23 protein-coding genes are annotated in these 24,818 nt (G+C 59.5%); 11 read left to right on the forward strand and 12 right to left on the reverse strand.

Annotation, left to right across the window (positions count from 1 at the left end; genetic code table 11):
• Positions 1–37 precede the first annotated feature (37 nt).
• Together ACAM27_RS15770 and dinB are read right to left on the reverse strand one after the other, a co-directional pair.
• Positions 38–412 (reverse strand): hypothetical protein, encoded by a 375-nt coding sequence (locus ACAM27_RS15770; protein WP_369612280.1) that lies wholly within the window; start codon positions 410–412, stop codon positions 38–40.
• Between the two features lie 161 nt (positions 413–573).
• The gene (gene dinB, locus ACAM27_RS15775; protein WP_023011501.1) at positions 574–1,635 is read right to left on the reverse strand and encodes a DNA polymerase IV; all 1,062 of its coding nucleotides are present in this window, start codon (positions 1,633–1,635) and stop codon (positions 574–576) included.
• Between the two features lie 112 nt (positions 1,636–1,747).
• On the opposite strand from dinB, the gene ACAM27_RS15780 reads away from it, so the two are divergent.
• The 5 genes from ACAM27_RS15780 to minE all read left to right on the forward strand — a co-directional run bounded on the left by ACAM27_RS15780 (position 1,748) and on the right by minE (position 4,294).
• A complete protein-coding gene (locus ACAM27_RS15780) occupies positions 1,748–2,026 on the forward strand; it encodes a DUF1244 domain-containing protein (RefSeq protein ID WP_011785796.1) in 279 nt (92 codons plus the stop codon).
• Entirely contained in the window at positions 2,026–2,415 is a 390-nt protein-coding gene (locus ACAM27_RS15785) for a HopJ type III effector protein (protein ID WP_011785797.1), read from the forward strand. The genes ACAM27_RS15780 and ACAM27_RS15785 overlap by 1 nt, the downstream gene beginning before the upstream one ends.
• Positions 2,412–3,161, forward strand: coding sequence for a septum site-determining protein MinC (gene minC, locus ACAM27_RS15790; RefSeq protein WP_014420726.1), 750 nt, complete (start codon positions 2,412–2,414; stop codon positions 3,159–3,161). Before ACAM27_RS15785 ends, minC begins: the two co-directional genes overlap by 4 nt.
• Positions 3,162–3,226: 65 nt before the next feature.
• Positions 3,227–4,039 carry a septum site-determining protein MinD gene (minD, locus tag ACAM27_RS15795; protein WP_011785799.1) on the forward strand — a complete coding sequence of 271 codons (813 nt, stop codon included), beginning with the start codon at positions 3,227–3,229 and terminating at the stop codon, positions 4,037–4,039.
• 3 nt (positions 4,040–4,042) lie between these two features.
• Complete coding sequence (gene minE, locus ACAM27_RS15800) at positions 4,043–4,294, forward strand: cell division topological specificity factor MinE (RefSeq protein WP_011785800.1); 252 nt, start codon at positions 4,043–4,045, stop codon at positions 4,292–4,294.
• A 14-nt stretch (positions 4,295–4,308) separates the two neighbouring features.
• Here minE and ACAM27_RS15805 read toward each other — a convergent pair whose 3' ends face one another.
• Entirely contained in the window at positions 4,309–5,316 is a 1,008-nt protein-coding gene (locus ACAM27_RS15805) for a DUF2804 domain-containing protein (protein WP_369612281.1), read from the reverse strand.
• A gap of 137 nt (positions 5,317–5,453) precedes the next feature.
• On the opposite strand from ACAM27_RS15805, the gene ACAM27_RS15810 reads away from it, so the two are divergent.
• From ACAM27_RS15810 to ACAM27_RS15820, 3 genes are all read left to right on the forward strand, one after another.
• The gene (locus ACAM27_RS15810; RefSeq protein WP_011785802.1) at positions 5,454–6,179 is read left to right on the forward strand and encodes an START domain-containing protein; all 726 of its coding nucleotides are present in this window, start codon (positions 5,454–5,456) and stop codon (positions 6,177–6,179) included.
• A gap of 83 nt (positions 6,180–6,262) precedes the next feature.
• Positions 6,263–6,754, forward strand: coding sequence for an HPP family protein (locus tag ACAM27_RS15815; RefSeq protein ID WP_369612282.1), 492 nt, complete (start codon positions 6,263–6,265; stop codon positions 6,752–6,754).
• 24 nt (positions 6,755–6,778) lie between these two features.
• On the forward strand, positions 6,779–8,164 hold the full coding sequence (locus ACAM27_RS15820; RefSeq protein WP_011785804.1) for a PhoH family protein: 1,386 nt from the start codon (positions 6,779–6,781) through the stop codon (positions 8,162–8,164).
• 3 nt (positions 8,165–8,167) lie between these two features.
• Here the strand turns inward: ACAM27_RS15820 and ACAM27_RS15825 are convergent, their stop codons facing one another.
• A complete protein-coding gene (locus tag ACAM27_RS15825; protein WP_031210119.1) occupies positions 8,168–9,175 on the reverse strand; it encodes an AraC family transcriptional regulator in 1,008 nt (335 codons plus the stop codon).
• A gap of 90 nt (positions 9,176–9,265) precedes the next feature.
• On the opposite strand from ACAM27_RS15825, the gene ACAM27_RS15830 reads away from it, so the two are divergent.
• From ACAM27_RS15830 to ACAM27_RS15840, 3 genes are read left to right on the forward strand one after another with little or no spacing between them, the layout of a single operon-like run.
• On the forward strand, positions 9,266–10,879 hold the full coding sequence (locus ACAM27_RS15830; RefSeq protein WP_369612283.1) for an FAD-binding dehydrogenase: 1,614 nt from the start codon (positions 9,266–9,268) through the stop codon (positions 10,877–10,879).
• 4 nt (positions 10,880–10,883) lie between these two features.
• Complete coding sequence (locus ACAM27_RS15835; protein ID WP_369612284.1) at positions 10,884–12,071, forward strand: L-lactate dehydrogenase; 1,188 nt, start codon at positions 10,884–10,886, stop codon at positions 12,069–12,071.
• On the forward strand, positions 12,068–13,726 hold the full coding sequence (locus ACAM27_RS15840; RefSeq protein ID WP_369612285.1) for an acetolactate synthase large subunit: 1,659 nt from the start codon (positions 12,068–12,070) through the stop codon (positions 13,724–13,726). Before ACAM27_RS15835 ends, ACAM27_RS15840 begins: the two co-directional genes overlap by 4 nt.
• Positions 13,727–13,798: 72 nt before the next feature.
• Here the strand turns inward: ACAM27_RS15840 and ACAM27_RS15845 are convergent, their stop codons facing one another.
• The 8 genes from ACAM27_RS15845 to rimK all read right to left on the reverse strand — a co-directional run bounded on the left by ACAM27_RS15845 (position 13,799) and on the right by rimK (position 24,816).
• Positions 13,799–15,493, reverse strand: a complete 1,695-nt coding sequence (locus tag ACAM27_RS15845) for a methyl-accepting chemotaxis protein (protein WP_369612286.1) — start codon at positions 15,491–15,493, stop codon at positions 13,799–13,801.
• Positions 15,494–15,641: 148 nt separating this feature from the next.
• On the reverse strand, positions 15,642–16,994 hold the full coding sequence (locus ACAM27_RS15850; protein WP_369612287.1) for a sigma-54-dependent transcriptional regulator: 1,353 nt from the start codon (positions 16,992–16,994) through the stop codon (positions 15,642–15,644).
• A complete protein-coding gene (locus ACAM27_RS15855; RefSeq protein WP_369612288.1) occupies positions 16,991–18,805 on the reverse strand; it encodes an ATP-binding protein in 1,815 nt (604 codons plus the stop codon). The genes ACAM27_RS15850 and ACAM27_RS15855 overlap by 4 nt, the downstream gene beginning before the upstream one ends.
• A 107-nt stretch (positions 18,806–18,912) precedes the next feature.
• On the reverse strand, positions 18,913–21,108 hold the full coding sequence (locus ACAM27_RS15860) for a TRAP transporter fused permease subunit (RefSeq protein ID WP_014420714.1): 2,196 nt from the start codon (positions 21,106–21,108) through the stop codon (positions 18,913–18,915).
• Positions 21,109–21,192: 84 nt separating this feature from the next.
• Positions 21,193–22,170: a TAXI family TRAP transporter solute-binding subunit gene (locus ACAM27_RS15865; RefSeq protein ID WP_011785813.1), complete on the reverse strand. Its 978-nt coding sequence runs from the start codon at positions 22,168–22,170 to the stop codon at positions 21,193–21,195.
• Between the two features lie 222 nt (positions 22,171–22,392).
• Entirely contained in the window at positions 22,393–22,818 is a 426-nt protein-coding gene (locus ACAM27_RS15870; protein WP_011785814.1) for a secondary thiamine-phosphate synthase enzyme YjbQ, read from the reverse strand.
• 18 nt (positions 22,819–22,836) lie between these two features.
• The gene (locus tag ACAM27_RS15875) at positions 22,837–23,904 is read right to left on the reverse strand and encodes a succinylglutamate desuccinylase/aspartoacylase family protein (RefSeq protein WP_011785815.1); all 1,068 of its coding nucleotides are present in this window, start codon (positions 23,902–23,904) and stop codon (positions 22,837–22,839) included.
• Positions 23,905–23,910: 6 nt separating this feature from the next.
• Positions 23,911–24,816: a 30S ribosomal protein S6--L-glutamate ligase gene (rimK, locus tag ACAM27_RS15880; protein ID WP_011785816.1), complete on the reverse strand. Its 906-nt coding sequence runs from the start codon at positions 24,814–24,816 to the stop codon at positions 23,911–23,913.
• Between the last annotated feature and the right edge of the window lie 2 nt (positions 24,817–24,818).

The raw sequence follows: 24,818 nt of genomic DNA on the forward strand, positions 1-24,818 counted from the left end.
CCCGGATCCCGGTCTGGCCACTGCAACTCTCGTAATCTCAGCAGGCACCGCCACCTTCAAAATAAACCACGGTATTGGAAGTGTTCGGCACCCGGTTCACGAAGAACTTGTACTCCGAACCGTTACCGCATACAGCGCCGGTTTCCGGCGCCAGTGCGATGGTCTGCCACTGGTAGTAGGCCCCCGCCGAGAAATTCTCGTAGCCATCGGGATTGGCCAACAAAGGGTAGGCACCCTGGCGCTGATCCGATGTCACCGGATTATCGGCACCGGGCGGCGACGCCAGGTTACCCAGGGTTCGCCAGAATCCATAATCCCCCAGCTCCGCCGATACCGGAGCCGACAGCAACAATAACAACAAGCCCGCCAGCGCACCGGAGCGCCAGGGGCCACAACAGCCAGCTTTGTTCATTCTTGTTCTCCTGCGATTGTTGTTTCGGGGCGGGCGTGGCCCGCAACGCTTACAGCAGGATAGCGTCACCTAAAAGCTAGAGGTGACACACTGTCACGTCAAAGCGGCAGCCATACCGTTTTAAACTAAAAAAATGGCGGATATGCCCGCGGGGACCGAAGTCAGTCAAACAGGCGCAACTGGGTGACCGGAGCATCGTCATTGCGGAACCGGACTCCCACTCCCAGCAGGCGAACCGGGCGGTCTTTGGGCATCAGCTCTTCGAGCAGTGGCTGGAAATCCACCAGGGCCGGCTCGGTAACGGACTCCCGAACCCGCTCCAGTGTGTGGGTGGAAAAATCGCTGTAGCGGATTTTCACGAACAGCTTGTGTATCGGCTTGTGCTGCCCCTTGCGCGAGAGGCGAAGATTGAGGTCGGCCACCAGGGCCGGCATCACGGTATCGCAGGCGCTCCGGTCAGGGAGGTCCTGGGAAAAGGTGCGCTCGACGCTCACCGACTTGGCCACCCGCGACACCACAACGGGGCGATTGTCCCGGCCATGGGCCATTTCAAACAAACGATAGCCCTGTTTGCCAAACTTCTCGATCAACACGTCGGCACCCAGCGCCTGCATATCGCCACAGGTTTTCACACCCAGGGCGTGCAGCCGGGCCGCGGTCACCTGCCCTACACCGAAGAGCTTTTCCACCGGCAGCTCGCTTACAAAGTCGGCCACCTCCGGCGGCGTAATCACAAACAGACCATCGGGCTTGCGCCAGTCACTGGCAATTTTGGCAAGGAACTTGTTGGGGGCCACGCCGGCGGAAATGGTAATGCCGACTTCCCTGCTCACCCGCTCCCGCAGGTGCCGCGCCATCAAGGTGGCACTGCCCTTGAACGCGTCAACATCGGTCACATCCAGAAACGCCTCATCCAGGGACAAGGGCTCAACCAGATCGGTCATCTCCCGCAGTATCGCCATCACCTGGTGGGAAACTGCCCGGTAACGGCCCATGTCCGGCGGTACCGTGACCAGGCCGGGGCACAACCGCCGGGCTTCGCTGCCGGGCATGGCCGAACGCACGCCAAAAGCCCGGGCCCGGTAGTTGCAGGTGGTCACCACACCACGGCCGCCCTCGCCACCCACCGCCAGCGGAACATCCCGCAAGCTTGGGTCGTCACGCATCTCGACGGCGGCATAGAAGCAGTCGCAGTCCACATGAATGATCTTGCGCTGGGCCATAGGGGCGGGCTCACGTTAACAATCTGTACGTTTATACAGCCTTGTATCTTACGGTAACATGCCGAGAATGTCAGGAAATCCCGATAGTCCCGGCAAGCAACAGCGAGGCCCCATGAGTAACCCGATTCCCGAGTCTGAACGCACCGAAATCGAAGCCGCCGCCTTCCGGCGCCTGGTGCAGCACCTGCGTGAAAACAACGACGTCCAGAACATCGACCTGATGAATCTGGCGGGTTTCTGTCGCAACTGCCTGTCCAAATGGTATCGGGCCGAAGCGGGAGAGCGGGGGTTCGACATTTCAGATCCGGACGCCCGGGAAGAAATCTACGGCATGCCGTACGAAGAATGGAAAGCCAACTACCAGACCGGCCCCAAGCAGGATCACAAATAATGAATGTTAATGAAGCGGTTCGTATCCACCTGGCCTCAGTGCAGGCCGGTCATGCCGATTTCGACGACACCCTGAAACTGATCAATCAGTATTTCGAATTTCGGCCCACCGGTTTCAGCAACGGCCCGCTTCGCAACGAGACTGGCGAAAACGCTGGCTCCTGCCGGGTCTTCGGCCTGGGTCAGTACTGTAATCTGAGCGAGACCGACACCCTGCGCCTGTTCGCCCAACACTACGAGCAGGTGCTCGGCGACCCGGCCGGGGACAGCCATGGTAACATTCGCCAGTTTATCAGCACGGGCTGGTCCGGCATCCGTTTCGATGCCCCTCCGCTGCGCGCCCTCGGAGATGCCCATGCCTCAGACACCGGAGAACAGGTCCATCCATGAGCGATTCCGCAGCCACCGACACAAAACAGAGCTTTCAACTGAAGAGTGCCAGTGTTTCCCTGACCGCCCTTGAGCTTTACTACTTCGACAACGACGAATTTGAAGCCAATCTTCGGGACAAGATCAGCCAGGCGCCGGGCTTCTTCAAAGACATCCCGCTGATTATCAGCCTGGAGAAATATGAAGGCCTGGACAGCGAACTCGATTTTTTCAAGATGATCGGGACCTGCCGCCGCCACAACATCCATGTGATTGGCGTACGTGCCGCCAACGACGATCAGCGCCGGCTTGCCCGGGGAGCCTCCCTGGCACTGCTGCCCGGCGGCAGCCTGAAAGAAAAGCCGGCCCAGGAAGCCCCGGCACAAGCCGAACCGGAAGCGGCCGCTGCACCGGAGCCTGCAAACGAACCGGCACCGGCAAAAATCATCAATCAACCGGTTCGATCTGGCCAACAGGTATACGCGCCGGAAGGCGATCTGATCATCCTTGCGCCGGTGCAGGCTGGAGCCGAAGTTCTGGCTGCCGGCAATATTCATGTATACGGCCCGTTACGCGGGCGGGCGCTGGCCGGCATTCACGGTGCCGAGTCTGCCCGGGTGTTCTGCCAGTCACTTGAGGCGGAGCTTGTGTCCATCGCCGGACACTATAAAATCTCCGAAGATCTTCAGGACATTGGCTGGAAAAGCGCTGTGCAGATCCAGCTCAGGGACGATGTACTGGTGGTGACGCCACTGGACAAGGCCTGATGTTGTGACAACCGATAACAACAGTTGAAACCATGACGAATCCACCGAGAAACAGGAACTGAACCTTGGCTAGAATCATTGTCGTTACCTCAGGAAAAGGCGGCGTGGGCAAAACCACCACCAGCGCCTCCATCAGCACTGGTCTGGCAAAGCGTGGCCACAAGACCGTCGTGATTGATTTCGACGTGGGTCTGCGCAACCTGGACCTGATCATGAACTGCGAACGCCGGGTGGTGTACGACTTCGTTAACGTCATTCAGGGCGAAGCGACTCTCAACCAGGCCCTGATCAAGGACAAGCGGGTAGAAACGCTCTACATCCTGCCTGCCTCCCAGACCCGCGAGAAGGAAGCTCTCACCAAAGATGGTGTGGAGAAGGTCATCAACGAACTGTCCGAAACCTTCGACTACATCGTGTGCGACTCCCCGGCCGGCATCGAACATGGCGCCCTGATGGCGCTCTACTATGCCGACGAGGCGATTGTCGTAACCAACCCGGAAGTCTCATCGGTACGGGATTCAGACCGCATCCTGGGCATACTGCAGAGCAAATCCCGGCGAGCGGAAATGGGGCAGGACCCAGTCAAGGAACACCTGCTACTGACCCGCTACAACCCGGACCGGGTAGAAAAAGGCGAGATGCTGTCGGTACAGGATGTTGAGGAAATCCTGGCCATTCCCTTGCTTGGCGTGATTCCCGAGAGCCAGATCGTACTGAATGCCTCCAACCAGGGCCTGCCGGTCATTCTGGAGGAGCAAAGCGATGCCGGCCAAGCCTATGAAGATGCCGTTGCGAGGCTGCTGGGCGAGGAACGGGAACACCGTTTCATGACGTCCCAGAAAAAAGGCTTCTTCTCACGGATGTTCAAAGGGGGCTAAGGGATGAGTTTTTTCGATTACTTCAGAAGCAAGAAAAACAGTACGGCCAGTGTCGCCAAGGAGCGACTGCAGATTATCGTGGCCCATGAGCGGGGCCAGCGTGAACAGCCGGACTACCTGCCCCAGCTGCAGCAGGAGCTGTTGCAGGTGATCCGCAAGTACGTTCAGATCAGCGACGACATGGTACAGGTGGAGGTGGATCGCAATGACCACTGCTCCGTGCTGGAATTGAACGTCACCCTGCCCGAAAAGTGATGGCTACGCCCGGCTTACCACCGGGCAAAGTGATCTTCCATCAATCCCCGTAACCCGTTTACGGGGATTTTTTTGCCGCTTTCATCCTCAACCGTACCCTGGAAAGTGCCCACAAACTGACGGAAATTGGAGGCAATAACCCAGGCGTTGAGCTTTTCCCGGCGCGCGCCAGCGGGCACGAAACGCAGGTCAACGCGGCCATCGTCGGTGGTGACCCGCCAGTCCGCCCCGGGCTGATAGCGATCGAACTCGAATCGGGCCGGCCCCAGCAGAATGCGACGCCCGTCGAGCCAGAGCGCGTTCTCGGTCATCCCGGTCTCGTTCACACCAGCGGCCAGATTCAGCCCCACTGAAACACCATTGTCGGCAACCCCAGCCAGACTGGCCCAGTTCCAGGCAGTCTCCCGGCGCATGAAGCCGCAGCTCCAGTCGATGGACCCACGGGTAGACTCATCGCAACGCCAGACCACATCGCCCAAGCGCACTTCACCGTCCACCGTCAGCCCGGCCGATTTCCGGGTGAACACCCAGCCGTTGTATCCGGCCGGCGACACCAGCCGCAAGGGTTGTTCGGTGTCCCGCAACTCAAGATCCACCCGGATATTACCGGGCCCGCTCACTCTCACATTCCGACCGCCCGTGGCCGGTTCGATGGCCATGCTCAAATCGCCTTTGCGGAACCGGGCGTAACCGCGTTCGGGATAGGGCTCTATGTTCGTGTTCCTGGCCAGAGGCTGCAAAAACGAATGCTCGAACATCTGCCCGCTCTCGAAATCGAACAGATAGAAAAAGCCATTACCCACCAGGTTCAGATCAACAATAGCCAGGCCAAACACCCAGCCCGGCGCCATCGCACTGACAAACTGGAACTGGTTGAAACGCCAGTGTCTGGCCAGGCGGGTCCGAGGCTTGTCCATCACCGTGCGTAGGTCGTAGTCGAGATAATTGATGGTGTCGACAGGGTGCTCCATCAGCCCTGGCGTTATTCGTCCGCGGGCATCTACCAGTTTCTGTGTTGTCATAATGTTCGTCAGATCAGGCCAATCGTGGTGTGCGTTGTGTAACTAAGCTACCTGGTTCACAAACCCCCGCATTCACAGGCGGGGGCCAATGCGCCCCGTGGTAGACTCGGCTCACTCTTACAACGGAAGTTTAGCCTATGACCACAACCAGAGCCCACGGCGTTAGCCGCCTGATTTCCGGCATTATGGGCCTGTTGATGACCTTGTCTGTGTCCGCCAGTGAAACCGGCCCGTTGCCATCGGAAGATGCCGAGGCCTGGTCACTGCGCAAGGAAGTGGACAATGTGCGGATATACACCATGGCGCGGGAAGGCTCGGGGTTCGAGGCTTTCAAGGCAGTAGCGGAACTGGACGTTCCTATCGAGAACCTGATGGCCGTCATGGTCAATCCGGAATCCTGTGAGGAATGGGTTCACAACTGCACCGAATCCCATGCCTTTGGCCAGGGGGACTTCCACGATCGCTATGCCTATTCGGTCAATGATATGCCGTGGCCGGTAGCCGACCGGGATTATGTACTGCGCATCCGTACCCGCGGCGACGCGTCCACCGGCGAGATTATCATGGACCTAAACGCCACTCCCAACATGCGGGCCGAGTTCAACAGTCGCGTGCGGGTGGACCGCTCCGACACACTCTACCGGTTTACCCCGGAGGGCGACCGAACCCGAATGGTCTGGGTGCAGCACACCGAACCCAACGGCGCATTGCCCGGGTGGCTGGTCAATAGCCTGATTGTCGATATACCGGTCAAATCCATCCTCGCACTGGAAGCCGTCGCCAAACAGGATCGCTATCAGGGTTACCAGTTGCAATGGGGCGAAGACGGCACATTGCAGGGCGTAAGCCCGGAAGCCCGTTAACCCGACCCACGATGCAGGGGTGACGGCAGGCCACGGAACGGCTAAGCTTCATCAAAAGCACAGCAAACGGAAGATGCCCGCACATGAGTGTTCTCGCCCATGAGATCATGACCCCGACCATCAAGGCCGTCCCCCACAACTGGACTATGGATCGCCTCGCCAGGTTCCTCACCGACAACGAAATCACCGGCAGCCCGGTTACCGACGACAACGGCGACATCATCGGCATAGCCACCCTCAAGGACATTACCGAATTCCGGTGGAATGCCTCCCGTTCCGGCGATCAGCCCAGGCTGACCGAAGAGGAGCAGGAAGAGGCCCGGCGTCTGCGTATGGTCATCTTCGAAGAGATGGGCAAGGTTCCGGTTGAAGTCCGGGACATCATGACGCCCATTGTTTTGTCGGTTGACGAAGACACGCCAGTGCGAGACATTGCCAATATCATGATGCGAGAGCACTTGCACCGGATCTTTGTCACCCGGGGTTCAAAAATCACCGGTATCATAACCACTTATGACATGCTGAAACTGATCTCCGACAGAGACCTGACGCAACGCTGCGCCGAGACCGACTGAGCCACCAGAGAGGTAGCGCCCCCTATGCCAAGAGCACCGCAAGCTCGCCGGAAAATGTATGTCCTCGACACCAACGTCCTGATTCACGACCCGAATGCCCTCCTGAACTTTGAAGAACATGATGTCATCATTCCGATGACTGTCCTCGAAGAGCTCGACAGCCTGAAATCCGGCAAACAGACGGTTGCTGCCGACTGCCGCCAGGCCATTCGTAACATCGACAAACTGCTGGGTGATGCCAGCCCCAAGGACATCGAGAAAGGCGTGCCGATTCTGCGCGGCAAGAAAGCGGACCCACTGGGCACCCTCTCAATCATCATGAGCACCGAAGGTGCCGGCAATCATTCCCTGCCGGAGCACCTGAACGACAACAAGATCATCAACACCCTCGCCGCCCTGCAGGCACGCCACAAGTCACGGGATATCATCCTGGTCAGTAAAGACATCAACATGCGGTTAAAGGCCCGCGGCTTTGGTGTCGAAGCCCAGGACTACCACAACGACCAGCTACTTGACGACATTGACCTGCTGCCCAAGGGCTACAAGGAGTTCCCGAACTCGTTCTGGGACGGTATCGCCAAGGTGGAAACCATCCAGCGGGAGGGAGTGACGGAACACCTGCTCAAACGCGAAGGGGAACTGGCGAAACTGAACATCAACGAGTTCGTGATTGACGAGCAGGGCTTCATCGGCAAGGTCGTCGATATCTCCGAGGACCAACTGGTGCTCAAGGATCTGCACCAGCATGACCTGATGAATGAAGAAGTCTGGGGCCTGGTGCCCAGAGATATCTATCAGGCCATGGCCCTGAACCTGTTACTGGACCCCGACATCCACCTGGTGAACCTGACCGGCTCGGCGGGTTCCGGTAAAACCATTCTGGCCCTGGCCGCCTGTATTGAAATGACCGTGGCCAGCAAACTCTACAAACGCATCATCGCGACCCGCTCCACCCAGGGCCTGGATGAGGATATCGGTTTCCTGCCCGGTACCGAAGCCGAGAAAATGGAACCCTGGCTGGGTGCGATCGTGGACAACCTGGAAGCTTTGCACGAAGACGATGAGAACATGACCGCCAGCGTCGACTATATCCTCAGCAAAGTGCCTCTGCACTTCAAATCCATGAACTACATCCGGGGCCGCAGCTTCCAGCACAGTCTCATCATCATTGATGAATCACAGAACCTGACCCCGCACCAGATCAAGACCATCATCACCCGGGCCGGTAACGGCTCCAAGGTGATCTGCCTCGGCAACCTGGCACAGATAGACACCCCCTATCTGAGCCCCCTGAGCTCCGGCCTGACCTACATGACTGAGCGCTTCAAGGGCTTCCGCCATGGCGGTCACATCCATCTGCAAGGCGTACCCCGTTCGGTACTGGCCGAGTTTGCCGAAGCCAATCTGTAGGCTTCAGTGCGCCCCCTGTTTGCGCCAGCGAGCCGGGGGCATGCCCGTCCAGCGATGGAATGCCCGGTAAAAGGTACTGGCCTCTGCAAATCCGAGCGATAAAGCGATCTCTGCCAGGGACAATCCCGATTCCCGCACCGCTGCCAGGGCGAGCTCCCGGCGCACCTCGTCCAACAAGCTGTTGAACGTATAGCCCTGCGCCTCCAGCCGACGGGCCAACGTGCGTTCGCTGAGGCCCAACATCCTGGCCGCTTCTGCCCGTCGTGGAAGGTTTGGCCCCATCCGGGCGACCAGCCATTGTCGCAGATCCTCTGCCGACACAGCGCCCTTTTCCAGCGCCGCCAGCCGCCCTGCATTGTACTGTTCATGTACACGGGCAAGGGCCGGATCTGCCTGTGGTAAAGGCCTGTCCAGCACCTCATTACCCACCAGCAAACCACTGAACGCCTGCTCGAACTCCACCGGGCAACCAAACACCTCCCGGTACCCTGACAGTGGCCCCAGACGGGCCTGACTGAATTGCACTCGCACAGGCCCAACCGCAGAACCGGCAATCCAGTCGGTCAGGCTGACCACGGCCGACAGCACGGCTTCAATCTGATGCGGACTGAACGCCAGACGCCCCTGCCGGGGGTGGTAGACAATCCAGGTGCCCCTGCTACCCGGTATCATCTGGAAGCGACCGCCATCAGAGATCAGCCGCTGGTATTTCTGGACCAGGGTGATGGCTTCGCGCAGCGTGGCGGCGCTCTGCATGGCGAAACTGACCGCATCAATACTGGCCGGCCGCACGCCGGCGCCAACTTTCAGACCAAACCCGGGATCCCGCGTGCACTGCTCCGCGGCGTGCCAGAGACGGGTAATGAAGTCGATGGGCCATCGTTCGAGAGACAGGGCCCCGGCCGGCAGACCAGCGGTTTCCAGCAACAGGTTCTCCGGAACGCCCAGATTCCTCGCGGCATCGATCACGGTATTGACCCAGCCCATGGATACGGTGGCTTCTAACGTCAATTATTATGGCCTCTGAAGTCAATTCAGAACCGATCATAGCGTTATATGGTCTGTAACAACAAAACCAAAAATACAATCCGGAAACGCATCATGGTGAAACCTGTTAGCTCAGACCTTTTGATTGCCGGCGGCGGCCTGGCGGGCATTGTCACCGCTCTGGAAGCGCTGCGGGCGGGCAAGTCCGTAACCATTGTTGATCGTGACAGCCCCGAACGCTTCGGAGGTCTGGCGCTGTGGGCCTTCGGCGGCATGATGCTGATTGACACGCCGCTGCAGCGGCGCATGAGAATCGCCGATTCGCCGGAACTGGCGCTGAACGACTGGCTGCGTTTCGGCGAACTGGACCCGAACGATGAGTGGCCCATGCAGTGGGCCCGCTACTACGTTGAGCATTCCCGTACCGAGGTGCACGACTGGCTCGCCAACGAGGGCATCAAATTCATGCCGGCGGTGAACTGGGTGGAGCGAGGCCGTTTTGGCGATGGCAACAGCGTGCCCCGCTACCACATCACCTGGGGCACCTCCCGGGAACTGGTGCGCTGCATGGTCAATGCCCTGCACGAAGCCAGTACCGGTGGCAGACTGGCCATTCATCACCGGCACCGAATTACCGCACTCGACCATCAGGCCGGTGAGGTCTGTGGCGCCGTTGCCATCAACGAGGAAACCGGCGAAGAAGTGCGATTTGAGGCTGCGAATGTGGTGCTGGCTATGGGCGGTATCAACGGCAGCCACGCCGAGTGCCGGGCCAACTGGCCCAGACATCGGCCGCAACCGGCCACCATGCTTAACGGTGCCCACCCGTTTGCCGATGGCAAACTGCATCACTGGGCCAAAGACCACCTGGGCGCGCGCATCACCCACGCAGGCGAAATGTGGAACTATGCCGCCGGCTTTCCCCACCCCTACCCGCATTTCCCGGGCCATGGCCTGTCTACCATTCCATGTAAATCCGCGCTCTGGCTGAACCACCGGGGCGAGCGCATCGGCCCGGAGCCCCTGGTGACCGGTTTTGATACTCACTGGCTGTGCCAACGGGTAGCCGATCAGGAAAAACCCTGGACCTGGCACCTGCTGAACCGGCGCATCGCACTGAAAGAATTTGCCATCTCCGGCGCTGAACACAATGCCCGCATCCGGGACAAACAATTCCCGCTGTTCCTGAAAGAACTGCTGCTGGGCAACAAACCGCTGGTGAATCAGATGCAGAACGAAAGCCGTCACTTCCTGGTGGATGACACCCTGGAAGGGCTGGCGAAGAAAATGAACGCCCTGACCTGCTCTCTGGACATTGACGCTGCCACTCTGAAAGCCACCGCCGATGCTTTCGATGCCAATTTCAGCAAGGGCGATCAACTGAACAACGATGCCCAAATCCGCATGATCCGCCACGCCCGCCAGTGGGGGCCGGACCGGCTGCGCACCTGCAAACCGGCGCCTCTGCAGAAACCAGGCGCCGGGCCGTATATCGCCATTCACATGCAACTGACCACCCGCAAGAGCCTGGGTGGCCTTCGCACCGACCTGCAAAGCCGGGTAATGGATGCCAGCGGGCAACCCATCCGCGGCCTGTACTGTGTCGGCGAAGCGGCCGGTTTTGGCGGCGGTGGAAGCAATGGCAAACGGTCACTGGAAGGCACCTTCCTGCCCGGTTGCATTCTGACGGCGCGGGCTGCCGCCCGCTCCATCACCAAGGGAAACTGAGACCATGCCCCTGAGTTATCCGGCCACCGCCGCCGATTACCAGCAACTCGCCCGCCGTAAACTGCCCCGGTTTCTGGCAGATTACCTGGACGGCGGCGCTACCGAAGAACACACCCTGCGGGCCAATGTCCGCGGCTGGCAGGATATCGCCCTGCGCCAGCGTGTGTTGATTGATGTCGATAACGTGGACACCCGCACCGAGCTGGCTGGGCAATCCTGCAGCATGCCTGTCGCCCTGGCGCCTCTGGGGCTGGCCGGCATGATGGCACAACGGGGAGAAGCCCAGGCTGTGAAGGCAGCCAACTCCGCCGAGGTGCCTTTCACCCTCTCCACCGTTGGCATATGCCCGTTGGCAGAAGTGAAAGCAGCCGCCACGGCGCCCTTCTGGTTCCAGTTGTACATGATTCGTGACCGGGGCTACGTAGAAAACCTGCTAAAAAAAGCCTGGGATTCCGGCTGCCAGACGCTGATCTTTACCATCGACCTGCCCCTGCCCGGCCCCCGGCATCGGGACACCCGCAACGGCCTGAACAGCGCCGGCGCCCGTTCCGTTGCGCTCAAAGCGCAGCAACTGCTATCCAGGCCCGGGTGGCTATGGCAGGTAGCGATAAAAGGTAAACCCCTGACCTTTGGCAACCTGAGCGACGCGGTGCCAGAGGCCAGTAACCTGGACTCCTTCAAGCAGTGGGTCGATACCCAGTTCGATGCCTCCGTCACCTGGCAGGCCATCGAATGGCTGCGGGAACGCTGGCCAGGGAAACTGATCCTGAAAGGCATACTGGAAGTGGATGATGCCAAAGCAGCCGTCAACGTAGGCGCCGATGGCATCGTGGTCTCCAACCACGGCGGTCGTCAGCTCGACGGTGTAGCCGCCACCGCCAGCAAACTCCCTGATATCGTGGCCGCCGTCGGCAACGACACCGAGATCCTGGTGGATGGCGGCATTCGCAACGGCGTGGACGTTTTCCGGGCCCTCGCGCTGGGAGCCAACGGCGTGATGGTGGGCCGGCCCTGGGCGTGGGCCCTGGCGGCGGAAGGCCAGGCCGGATTAACCCGGCTCCTGAACACCTGGCAGCAGGAACTGAAACTGGCCATGACCCTGACCGGCGTCACCAGAATTGCCGATATCAACGAGACTCATCTCGACCGGACCAATACAAACGAATTGACCCAAGCTGGAGAACAACAATGACCAACGGCGCTCAGGCACTCATGAAAACCCTGGTGGATTCGGGTGTTGAAGTCTGTTTTACCAACCCGGGCACCAGCGAAATGCATTTTGTCGCCGCTCTGGACAGCGAACCCAAGATGCGGGCCGTGCTGGCCTTGTTTGAAGGCGTCGCCACTGGCGCCGCCGACGGCTACGCCCGGATGGCGGACAAACCCGCTGCTACCCTGCTGCACCTGGGCTGTGGCCTGGGCAATGGCCTGGCGAACCTGCACAATGCACGCAAGGGTAAGGTACCGGTGGTCAACATTGTTGGCGACCATGCCACCTACCATGTGAAATACGACGCCCAGTTGCAGTCTGACATCGAAACGGTCGCTCGCAACATCTCCCCCAATTTTGTGCGCACGTCACAAAGCACAGAAGCTCTTTGCCAGGATGCCGCCGAAGCCATCACCGCCGCCCGGGGTTTGCCGGGCCAGGTAGCCACCCTGATTCTGCCGGCGGATGTGTCCTGGGGCGAAGGCGGCAAGCCTTGTGCCGCACCCACTCAACCACAAGCGCCAGCAGCTGAAGATAGCGCTGTTAAAGCGGCCGCAGAAGCCATTAAGAGCGGTAAGAAAACCGCCCTGCTGCTGGGTGGCCGCGCCCTGCGTGAGCCCGCTCTGCTGGAGGCGGCACGCATTGCCGCCCACAACGGTGTCACCCTGTTTGCCGAAACCTTCCCAACCCGCATTGAACGGGGCGCCGGCCTGCCGCCGGTGGAGCGGATCGCTTACCTGGCGGAACTGGCCACTCTGCAGCTCTCCGAGTTTGACCACCTGATTCTGGTGGATGCCAAGGCCCCGGTATCCTTCTTCGCCTATCCGGGCAAACAAAGCTACCTGGTGCCAGACAACTGCACTGCTCACACCCTGAGCACGCCGGAGCAGGATGCCACCGCCAGCCTGAAAAAGCTGGCCGATACTCTCGGTGCCAGCAATGCCCAACCCAAGCTGCAGGCGCCCGGCCGCCCCGGCCTGCCCAAAGGTAAACTCACCGCCGAAAAGGTTTGCCGGGCGGTGGGCGAACTGATGCCCGAGAACAGCATTATCGTGGATGAAGCCATCACCTCCGGCCTGATGCTGAACGCCATGACCGCAGGCTCGCCACGGCACGACCTGATCACCCTCACCGGCGGGGCCATCGGGCAAGGCATGCCCAACGCCGTCGGTGCAGCCATCGCCTGTCCGGATCGCCAGGTTTACGCACTGATCGGTGACGGCACCGCCATGTATACCAACCAGGCCCTGTGGACCATGGCGAGGGAAAATCTGAACGTGACCACCATCATCTTCAACAACGCTTCCTACTCGATCCTGAACGTAGAACTGGAACGGGTTGGCGCAGAAGAAGCCGGTGCCAAGGCGAAATCCCAACTCGACATCAGTGGCCCGGTCACCAACTACGCGTTGCTGGCCCAGAGCATGGGCGTGCACGGCACCCGGGTAACCACGGCGGAAGAGCTGATCAAAGCCATGGAATACGCCAAACACAACCCCGGCCCGCACCTGATTGAAGCGGTGGTGCCGGAATCCCTGAATGGCGTAAAAAGAAAGGTTCTGCCCTGGCTGCTGAAGTCGCTGCCGAGCCTGCCAAGGCCGCTGACCAAAGCTCTGAAAAAGAAAATCGCGCCCTGATCCGGGCAAAAAAAAAGGCGCAGGTCACTTGCGTGACTGCGCCTTTTCCTTCGACTGGATAGGTAACTCTGCTCAGACCCGGTAGCGGCTGACCTCGTCGGTCAACTCACCGGCCAGTGCCTTGAGGCGCTGGGTCGCTTCGCCGGCGCGACGGGTTCCCTGGGCAGTCTGTTCCGAGATTGCCACGATTTCGTGGACATTCTGGTTGATGGTTTCCGACACGCTGGTCTGCTCTTCCGCAGCACTGGCAATCTGCGTGTTCATATCGGTAATCGTGTTCACGGCCTGGGAAATACGCTGCAGCGCTTCGTTCACCTGGCGGGTTTCCTCCACGGTTTCCTCGCTGCGCTGGCTGATGGCGCCGATCAGCGTTACCGCCTGCTGGGCACCTTTCTGCAGCCGCTCGATGGTCGCCTGGATCTCCTGAGTGCTCTTCTGAGTCCTGCTTGCCAGCGTACGTACCTCGTCGGCAACCACGGCAAAGCCACGGCCGGCTTCCCCGGCCCGAGCCGCCTCGATGGCAGCATTCAGGGCCAACAGGTTGGTCTGGTCGGCAATCTCCCGAATAACCTCCAGCACGCTGTCGATCTGGCGGGAGTCGGTGCCCAGTTTTTCAATGACCTGAACCCCCTCTTCCACCTGTTTGGATAGCCCACCAATCACCTCGATGGCCTGGTACACCAGCCCCTGGGCATCGGTTACCTGAGCGGTAGCGTGGCCAGCCGAATCCGACGCTTCACTGGCATTACCGGCCACTTCCTGGGCTGCGGCGGTCATCTCGTTCATGGCGGTGGCCACCTGATCACTTTCCGATTTCTGGCGCTCAACGCCCTGCTCGGCTTCCACCATGACCTCGTTCAACTCGCCGGTGGTGTCATTCAATGTCTCGGCCGACTGGCGGACCTGGCGGACCAGCCCATGGACCTGATCCGCAAAGCTGTTGAACGCCGTGGCCAGCTGCGACAGCTCGTCCCGACCCGAGACCTCCAGCCGACGGGTAAGATCCCCGTCGCCACTGGCAATGCCATTCATCGCCGTCACCGCCGACTTCAACGGACGGATAATGCCCCGAACCACGACAAGGGCCAGAAAGACGATAATGGCCAGGGCGATCAGGGAGGTGGTCACCGAACCAATGATAGCCTCACCCAGGGAATCTCCCACCCGCTGCTCCATGGAAGCAACCTGAGACTCCAGGCCGTCAATCCAGAATCCGGTGCCAATCATCACGCCCCATTTCGGCAGCATTTCGGCATAGCCTAACTTGGGGGCTACGTTGCCGGTTTCCGGGTGTTTCCAGCCATAGGGTACATAGCCGCCACCATTGCGCGCAGCCTCGATCAGTTCGCGAATCAGGTAGGTGCCGTTCGGGTCCTGAAAGCCCCAGAGGTTACGGCCTTCCAAGGCGGAATTGACACCATGCATCACCGAAACACCTTCCGTGGTATAGGCGAACAGATAGCCCTCACTGCCGGAGTCGTCAAAACGCAGTTGCCGCAAGATGTCCCAGGCCTGCTGCTGGACCTCAGGATCATTGGCCGAGCCCGGCTGCTCATAAAGATGCTGGATGGACGTTTTTGCCAGCTCCAGATAGTTGCGCAGCTCCTGGCGCTTGCTGTCCTCCATGTCTTCCGAGAAGCTTGCAACCGCCTGCTCTCCGATCGAGCGGGCCTGATTCAGGTTGTAAGTGGTCAGCAATGCAGTCAGAACAATAACCGGCACCAGTGCCAGCAACAGCACCCTCGCCTGGATGGTCAAATTCTTCATGTGGTGTGTTTTCCGTGGTTGGAATGGCTGTCGGAGAAGTCCGCTAAAAAAAGATTAGCAATCCTACAGAAAAACACACGACAGATTTATCGAGGAAACCTCGTAGTTTGTAAAACCGGTGCAACCAGGGCGTTATCTTTTGTAACGGTCAGTCCTTGAACTCGGCTTTGTCCAGCCCGTGTTTCTTCATTTTGTCGTACAGGGTTTTGCGGGCAATGCCGAGCTGGACCATGGTGTCCTTGATGCTGCCATGGCAGGCGTTCAGCGCGCTGACAATGGCGGAGCGTTCAAAGCCGTCCATCATCTCCGACAGCGTTTGCCGGCTGGCGATACTGGGGCCGCTTGCTGAGTCACCTTCTGCCAGTGCTGCCGGCCCCAACAGGACATAACGTTCAGCCAGGTTACGCAGCTCACGCACGTTTCCCGGCCAGGAATGCTGCATCAGCCGGGCTGCCTGGCGGGCGTCCAGCGGCACGCTTTCCCGATCGTAACGGGCGGCGGCAATCAGGGCGAAGTGGTGGAACAGCTTGGGAATGTCTTCCTTGCGTTCCCGCAATGGCGGAATATCCACCTTCACCACGTTCAGGCGGTAGTACAGATCGGAACGGAAGTCGCCCTTGTCACTCAGTTCCTTCAGATCGGACTTGGTCGCGGCGATAATTCGCACGTCCACATCCACCACCTGGTTACTGCCCAGACGTTCGACCCGTTGCTCCTCCAGAACCCGCAGCAGCTTTACCTGCAACGGCATGGGCATGCTTTCCAGCTCATCCAGGAACAGGGTACCCCGGTGTGCATGCTCAATCTTGCCGATACGGCGCTTGTCGGCACCGGTAAACGCCCCGGCCTCATGGCCAAACAGTTCACTCTCAATCAGGTGCTCCGGCACCGCACCGCAGTTGATGGCCACGAAATTGTGGCCGCTGCGGGGACTGTTCTCATGAATATAGCGAGCCAGGGCATCCTTACCGGAGCCGGTCTCGCCATGGAGCAGAATATTGGCCGAGATATCCAGTACCGGGTCGATGGTAGCCATCACCTTTTGCATGGCGGGGGAGTCCCCCAGCATGCGTGGGCCAGGCCGTGCCAGGTGCTTCAGTTGGGCTTTCAGCCGGCGGTTTTCCAAAGCCAGGTGGCGCTTTTCCAGAGCGTGGCGCAGCAGTTCAATCAGCTCCTCGTGATCAAATGGCTTTTCAATAAAGTCATAGGCCCCTTGCTGCATGGCCGACACGGCGGTACTGATGTCGCCCTGGCCGGTCAACAGGATCACCGGAATATCCTCATCCAGCGCCCGGATATTCTGCAACAGCTCCAGGCCATCCATACCCGGCATGTTGTAATCGCACAGAACGATGCCCTCGAACTCGGGATGAATCTGTTTCAAGGCCGACGCACCATCGGCAAAGCAGGCCACCGGAATATCTTCCAGCGCCAGGGTCTGCTCCATCAGTGGCCGGATATCCGGGTCGTCATCCACGAAAATGACCGAAGCTGTTGTCATTCCTCTGCCCTACGCTGTTTCAGTTTCAGAACAAATTCTGCACCCGGGCCGTCGTTACGGTTGTGGCCGACCAGACTGCCACCAAGTGCCTCAACAATCTGGCGCGAGATGGATAGCCCAAGACCCAGGCCCTGTTTGACCGAGCGGGTGGTAAAAAACGGCTCAAACACCTGCTCGGTGTTGCCAGGAAGACCGTGACCGTTATCCCGCACCCGGCAACGCCAGTGATCACCGTCATCATCAATCATAATATCGATAGCCGGATCGTCACGGCCTTCCAGCGCCTGGACCGCATTCGCCATCAGGTTGACCATCACCTGCTCAATGCGGATCAGATCGCCATGGCACATGACCGGCTGATCGGGCCGGTGCCAGCGCATCTCGATGCCGGTGCTGCTGTTCTGGGCACGGATAATCTTCAGAGCCGCATCAACCGCCAGCCTGAGATCGACTATCGACGGCGGCCCCTCAGACTTGCGGGCGAAAACCTTGAACTGCCGGATCAGCTCCGCCATTTTGTCGCACAGGCCAACGATTTCCGCCAGATTCGCATCCACCATGTCGGTGGCGCCCCGCTCCAGAAACTTCCGGCTATTGCGGGCATAGCCCTGAATCGCCGTCAGGGGCTGATTAATCTCGTGGTTCAGCCCCGCAGACATCTGCCCCAGCACCGCCAGCTTGGCTGCCTGAATCAGTTCCTGCTGGGTTTCGCGCAATTCGGTCTGGGCGCGTTCTCGCTCCTGGATCTCCCCCAGCAGCTGATCGTTGGAGCGTTTCAGGTCCGCAGTACGCTGTGCCACGCGACGCTCCAGCTGTTCACCCCGCAAGGCCAGCTCACGCTCTCGCCGGTAGCGCTCCCGCAGGTAAAGCCAGGTCAGGAAACCGGCCAGGAACAGCGCGAGGCCTGCGGCCACAAACCCGGCGCGAACCCAGAGGACCGATCGGGTTTCCGTCAGTACCAGCAGGATCCAGTCCAGACGGGGCAGACCGATTTGTACGGTCAGATAGGTGCCAACCCTGTCGTTGTCCCGCAACTGGATTCGGGCGGATTCTTCAGCCAGCCCCCAGGGCCTGCCGGAAATCGAGAAATCGACAGGCCGAAGCTCCCGCTCCGGGTACCGCTGGTGAATCCGGTTGGCTTTTTCGGCATCGTTTCCGGGCCGGAAATCCCGATAAAGCCACTGGCTGCGACTGGACAGAAAACTGATACCGTCGCCGTCCAGCACCACCATTTCAGCCTGCTGGGAGGATTCCGGCCGGTGCCACTGGGATTCCAGCTCGTGTACCAGCACCTTGATGGCCACCACCCCCAGCATGTTTCCCCGCTGGTCGCGCACCGGATGGGTGAAGTAAAGGCCTCGTTCCAGGGAGCGGGAGCCCAGCGCAAAGTAGGCAACAGATTCCCCGGTGCGGACGGCCTGATAAAAGTAGGGGCGAAACGCGTAATTATTGCCAACGAAGGTGTCCGGCTGACCAAAATTGTTGGCGGCAATAGTCATGCCGGAAAGATCCATCAAATAGATGTCGGAGCCACCAACAATGGTGGCCATTCTTTGCATCTGCTCGTTGGCGCGAAGCAGGGTCACGGCATCATTCGGTTGCTTGAGCGCGTCGGCTAACAGGGGGTGTTCGGCGATAAGAGCCGGTACCGGCAGATACCGGTTCAGCTCATTCGCAACCAGTTGTCGGTACCGGAAAGCCTCTTGCAGGGCCTCCTGCTCCAGCTGGCGATAACCGTACCAACCGCCCAGAAGCCAGGACAGCAGCATGATGACAACCAGAATCACAACGACGCTGAAGCGCTGGAGCATGGAATTCAGTTCCGAGACATCAAAGAGGGGCTTCGGCCAAGCCTAGCGCCCCCGGACCGGCAGGACAACCCGCTCAGCGGCAGGTTGTCCTCCGGGTACTGGCCAGATCAGGCTGCGGCCAGAGCCGGCGCACGCTTGCGCTGGATGAGCATGGCGATTACCGCCAGCGCGATACCGGCCAGATCCGTCCACAAACCACCCTCGATGGTCAGCAGGGCTGCGGCCACCAGTAACAACCGTACCAGAACCGGGGCGGACGACCGTGCGAACCAGCCCAGCACACCGGCAGACAGCAGGTACACGCCAAAGGTAGCGGTAATCAGCGCCCGTCCGATTTCGAACCACCCTCCTTCCATCAACAGCGCACTGTTGTAGAAGAACATGAAGGGCACGATGAACGCCGCAATGCCGATCCGGAATGATGCGACCGATGTGGACATGGCGTTGGCACCGGAAATACCCGCCGCCGCATAGGACGCCAGTGCCACAGGCGGCGTGATGGCCGAGACCACGGCAAAGTAGAAGACAAAGAAGTGCGCCGTCAGCGGCTCAATCCCCAACTGCACCAGGCCCGGAGCCACGACCGAAGCTGCAACGGCATAAGCTGCGGTGGTCGGCATGCCCATGCCCAGCAGAATGGAAATAAACATGGCAAACACCAGAGCCAGCAGATGGCTGTGGGCCGCCACATCCAGCAACAGCACCGAGAACCGCGCGCCAACGCCGGTGAGTGAGATCACACCCACAATGACACCGGCGGCCGCACAGACCACGATGATCTGAATCGACATATAGGCCGCTATCTCGAACGCATGCAGAATCTGCCGCAGGCCCATCTTGTTGGGGGAAATCCAGCTGACCACCGCCGCAGAAATCGTGGCCAGAGTACCGGCACGAATCACCGAGTAGCCCTGGAACAACGCCACGATCAGAATGATGATGGGCACAAACAGGTATACCTGGCGCAGCATCAGGCGCAAATTGGGCAGCTCGTCTTCGCGCATGCCCCGCATGCCCAGCTTCTTGGCCTCGAAATCGACCATGAAGTAGACCGAGGCAAAGTACAGAATCGCCGGAATAATCGCCGCAATGGCAATTTCGGTATAGGGAATACCGGTAATCTCCGCCATGATGAAGGCGCCCGCACCCATGATCGGCGGCATGATCTGCCCGCCCGTAGACGCTGCTGCTTCAACCGCGCCGGCGGATTCCTTGCTGTAGCCAACCCGCTTCATCAAGGGGATGGTCAGGGAACCGGTGGATACCACGTTCCCGGCACTGGTGCCGTTGATCATACCCATCAGGCCAGAGGCGAAAATGGAGACTTTGGCGGGACCACCCCGGGACCGGCCAGCCGCCGCAAAAGCGAAATTCACAAAGTAGTCACCTACCTTCGACGCCTGCAAAAACGCGGCGAAGATAATGAACAGGATAATGTAGGTCGAAGACACCGCCGTGGTCGGCCCGAGAATACCCGCATCGGTATAGACCTGGCTGAAGAAGCGCTGCACCGACAGCCCGGGATACCCCAGAAAGCCCGGAAGGTAGGGGCCGGCGAAGACGTAGGCCAGAAACACCAGCGCAATCACCACCAGAGCCATACCGGCTACCCGGCGGGTAAGCTCCATAATCAGCGCGGTACCGGCCACAGCGGCGAAAGAAATACCCACGGGGGCAAACGCGGTGCCGGTGGTCATCCGCATGGAGGTGTTGAACACCACCAGCAGGTAGGCAGCAACCGCCACAGAGCAGACGATCAGAACCAGATCCGGCACGCTGAACCGGGCACGATCGCGCTGGTGGAACCAGCTCATGACAATACCCACACCGGAAGCCGCCAGCAGCGGCCAGCCAAAATGCCAGGTTTCAAGTTCGGCGGGAATCCGCAGGGTGCCACCCAGAATCATCTGGTGGAAGGCATAAGTCTGGTACAGCGCATAGAGCGCGGGAATCAGTGCGACTGCTGCAAACCAGGTGGTCCAGCGATGCCTCGCAGCACCTTCTTCACCGGAAACGAAGCGGGCACCGGCAAACAAGATAAAGCCCAACACCAGGGCACCGGCCACGTGCACAATACGGAACGACCAGGTTTCCATGGGCGACACGTTCAGGGTGTAGAGGTGAAACGCCGAATAGGCAATCGCCAGCAACACGACGAACTTCAGCAAAATACCGGTGTACAGGCGGCGGTTCGCCTCCACCGGCTCTTCGTCCACATTGTGGGCCAATACATGGTCTTCATTGACCGTCAGGTTTTCTGCCAGCTGGATTTCACCGCTGGCATGGGATTGTTCTTTGGTCATGATAAGTCCTGCCTGTCTGAGAGGCGGTGAATCGGTATCGACCGGATGCCGAAGGGTCGTCAGGCGACCCTTCGGCCAGGTTCATTACTGCTTGATGGCAGCGTCTTCGATGGGATAGCCGTTCTCGTTGAACCAGCGTGCTGCACCCGGATGCCAGGGCAGTACCTTGTTCTTGGTGTAGTTCTCGGGGACGGAGTGGCGCGCTGCCTTATGGATTGACACCATCTTGTCGTTGTTCTCCATGGTCAGCTTGGTGATTTCATACACAAAGCTTTCCGGCATATCGCAGTTCACCATGGCGAAGTTCCACATGGAGACCACACGGGACGGAGCATCCAGGGACTGGTAGGTGCTGGCCGGAATCACGAATTCAGACACCGGGAAGTTATCGACGATCTTCTTGGCTTCGTCATCGTTCATGCCAATCACGTTAACGTCGGTCTGGACTTCCAGCTGGCTGACCGCCGGAATGGGAATACCGGCTGCGAAGGCCACCACATCAATCAGACCGTCCTGAAGCTGGCCACCGAGGTCTGACCAGCTGCCGTTACGGCGCTCGAACTTGACGCCCAGCGTTTCCATCATGCGCGGGAAGTAAGTATCCGAGGTGGAACCGGCTGGCCCGAAACCAATGGTGGCGCCGTCCGGAATCTCGGAGATGCTGGTAATACCGGAGCTGGACAGCGTGGCAATGGAGAACGGGGTTTCATACATCGGGAACATGGCACAGACGTTGTCCATCTTCATGCCCGGTGCCAGCGGGCTCTGCCCGTCCACGGACTCACGGGCGGGGCCCATGGTAGTCAGGCCAAACTTCAGGTCTCCGGTGTGGACCAGCGCCATGTTCTGAACCGGGCCGCCGGTGATCTCAGCGCCACCAGACACCCCCAGATTCTCCGCCACAAAGTTCGCCCAGCCGGAGCCATAGGCAAAGTAGGTGCCGCCCTGGCTTGCCGTGCCAACGGTAAAGCTCTCAGGCCAGCCGGCACGATCCTGGGCAATCACAGGGCCAGCAACAACGGAGGAGGCGATCGCAGCCGCCAGAATGGTTTGAAGTTTCATAAGAAATGCTCCCGATTCATCTTGTTGGTTGGGTGCTGATGAGACCTGCCCGGCCTCGCTGGGGGAGCATTCAGCAAGGGCCAGGCCAGTTCGGGAAACTACTTATAAAACAGATTTCTAAGCCGGATTGGCCGGAAGGACATGCAATTAATGGGTGGATTTCCACCCAGAGAAGAATCGCCTATGGGTGGAAACCCACCCCTATGGGGAGCGCCTGAACGCTTACCAACGACCCTGCAAAGTCGCCACAATTTTACGACCACCGGCATGATTCCGGTGTTCGCACAGGTAGATACCCTGCCAGGTACCGAGAGCCAGATGGCCATGGCTGATGGGGATGGTCAGCGACGGCCCGATAATCACGCTTTTGATGTGGGAGGTGGTGTCATCCGGGCCTTCCAGGGTGTGCTCGTAATAGTCGGCGTGTTCCGGCACCATCACATTGAAGTGACGCTCCAGATCGCCACGCACGTCCGGGTCGGCGTTTTCATTGATGGCAAGAGAAGCGGAGGTGTGCTGTATGAACAGGTGCAGCAACCCCACTTCGCAGTTAGTCAGTTCCGGCGCCTGGGCCAGGATTTCGTTGGTCACCAGGTTAAATCCCCTGGGCAGCGGGGCCAGCTCAATAGTGTTCTGGTGCCAGATCATACGTGCTCCAACAGTCGGTTACTTCTGAAGTTCATCCCAGGGGTGTACCGGCACCACGGCTTCTTCCGACATCTCGCTCTCGAAGGAACTGCGGAAGTAGTCCATGGCCTTCTCGGCCTCACCCAACTCATCAAACCGCGCCACGTGGTAGATGGCCTCACCTTCGTTCACCAAGGGCAGGTTGTTCACACAGATGACGATCCCGGAACAGGGTGAAGTAATAGCCACTTCAGTCTCGCCAAAGGGATCGGCTACCATGGCCAGCCGCTGCCCCTTGCGGACCTTCTGGCCCAGCCTGGCCACCGGCCGCATGATGCCGTCGATATCTGCCCGCACCCACTGCGAATTGGCCGCCGTTTCCGAACGCTTTTTCGGCGCCTTGGGGCCTTTCTTGGCCGGCACCATTTCCAGTTCCCGCATTACCCGGATAATGCCCTTCACGCCGCTGGCAATGACGACATCGTCAAAGCGCAGGGCTTCGCCGCCTTCAAAAGTAATGACCGGAATATCCAGTGAATCGGCGTAGGCACGCAGGCTGCCTTCGCGCAGACCGGCATTGATAATGATCGGCGCTCCAAAGGCTTCAGCCATGCGGGATGTTTCCGGGTTTTTCAGCTCGGCGCGGATCTGCGGCAGGTTGAACCGGTGAATGGCGCCGGTATGCAGATCGATAATGTGGGTGACGCTTTCCATGATCTGGGTGCGCAACAGATAGGCAATACGCCCGCCCAGAGAACCACTCTCTGAGCCCGGGAAACAGCGGTTCAGATCCCGCCGGTCCGGCAGGTAGCGGGTACGCTGCACGAACCCGAAGATATTGACAATCGGGACCGCCACCAGGGTGCCCCTCAGGTGCCGCAACGCGGAGTTCTTCAATACACGGCGGACGATTTCAACACCGTTGATCTCATCGCCGTGGATGGCGCCACAGACCATCAATACCGGGCCATCCCGGCGGCCGTGTACCACTTCCACCGGAATATGCAGCGGGGTATGGGTGTAGAGTTTTGCCACCGGGACTTCCACGGTCTCCCGGGTACCGGCTTTCACCTCTACGCCGGCAATCTCAAACGGAGCTCTGGCCATGCCTTCTTATCCCCTGCCCCGGGTTTTGGTTTTCCAGGGTTTATAGTTCTTTTCGGTCCAGTTGATGATCATGCCCGCCACGTTCTTTCCGGTGGCATTTTCAATACCCTCCAGGCCAGGCGAGGAATTCACTTCCATCACCAACGGACCTCGGCTGGAACGCAGCAGGTCCACGCCGGCGACGTTCAGGCCCATGGCTTTGGCGGCAGTAATGGCAGTTCGGCGCTCTTCCGGAGTAATTCTCACCAGCGAGGCGGTGCCACCGCGGTGCAGATTGGAGCGGAATTCGCCTTCAGCGCCCTGGCGTTTCATGGCAGCAATAACCTTGTCGCCGATCACAAAGCAGCGAATATCGGCGCCACCAGCTTCCTTGATGAACTCCTGCACCAGAATATCGGCTTTCAGGCCCATAAAGGCCTCGATCACGCTTTCTGCCGCCTTGCGGGTTTCCGCCAGCACCACGCCGATGCCCTGGGTGCCCTGCAGCAGCTTGATCACCACCGGAGCCCCCCCCACCATTTTCAGCAATTCCGGCACGTTGTCCGGTTTATTGGCAAAACCGGTCACCGGCATGCCGACACCTTTGCGGGCCAGCAACTGTAAAGAGCGCAGCTTGTCGCGCGAACGAGTAATGGCAACCGATTCATTCACCGGAAACACGCCCATCATCTCAAACTGCCTGAGCACCGCAGTGCCGTAAAACGTGACCGAGGCACCAATGCGGGGAATCACAACATCAAAATCTTCCAGCACCTCTTCGTGGTAGTGGATTTTCGGGTCGGCAGAGGTGATGTTCATGGAGCAGTGCAGGCAGTCGATGACCTTCACTTCGTGGCCACGGTTAATGCCTTCCTCCACCAGACGCCGGGTCGAATACAGGTGACGGTTTCGGGACAGTACCGCAATTTTCATAG

It is taken from the genome of Marinobacter sp. RI1 (assembly GCF_041155085.1).
Classification (GTDB): domain Bacteria; phylum Pseudomonadota; class Gammaproteobacteria; order Pseudomonadales; family Oleiphilaceae; genus Marinobacter; species Marinobacter nauticus.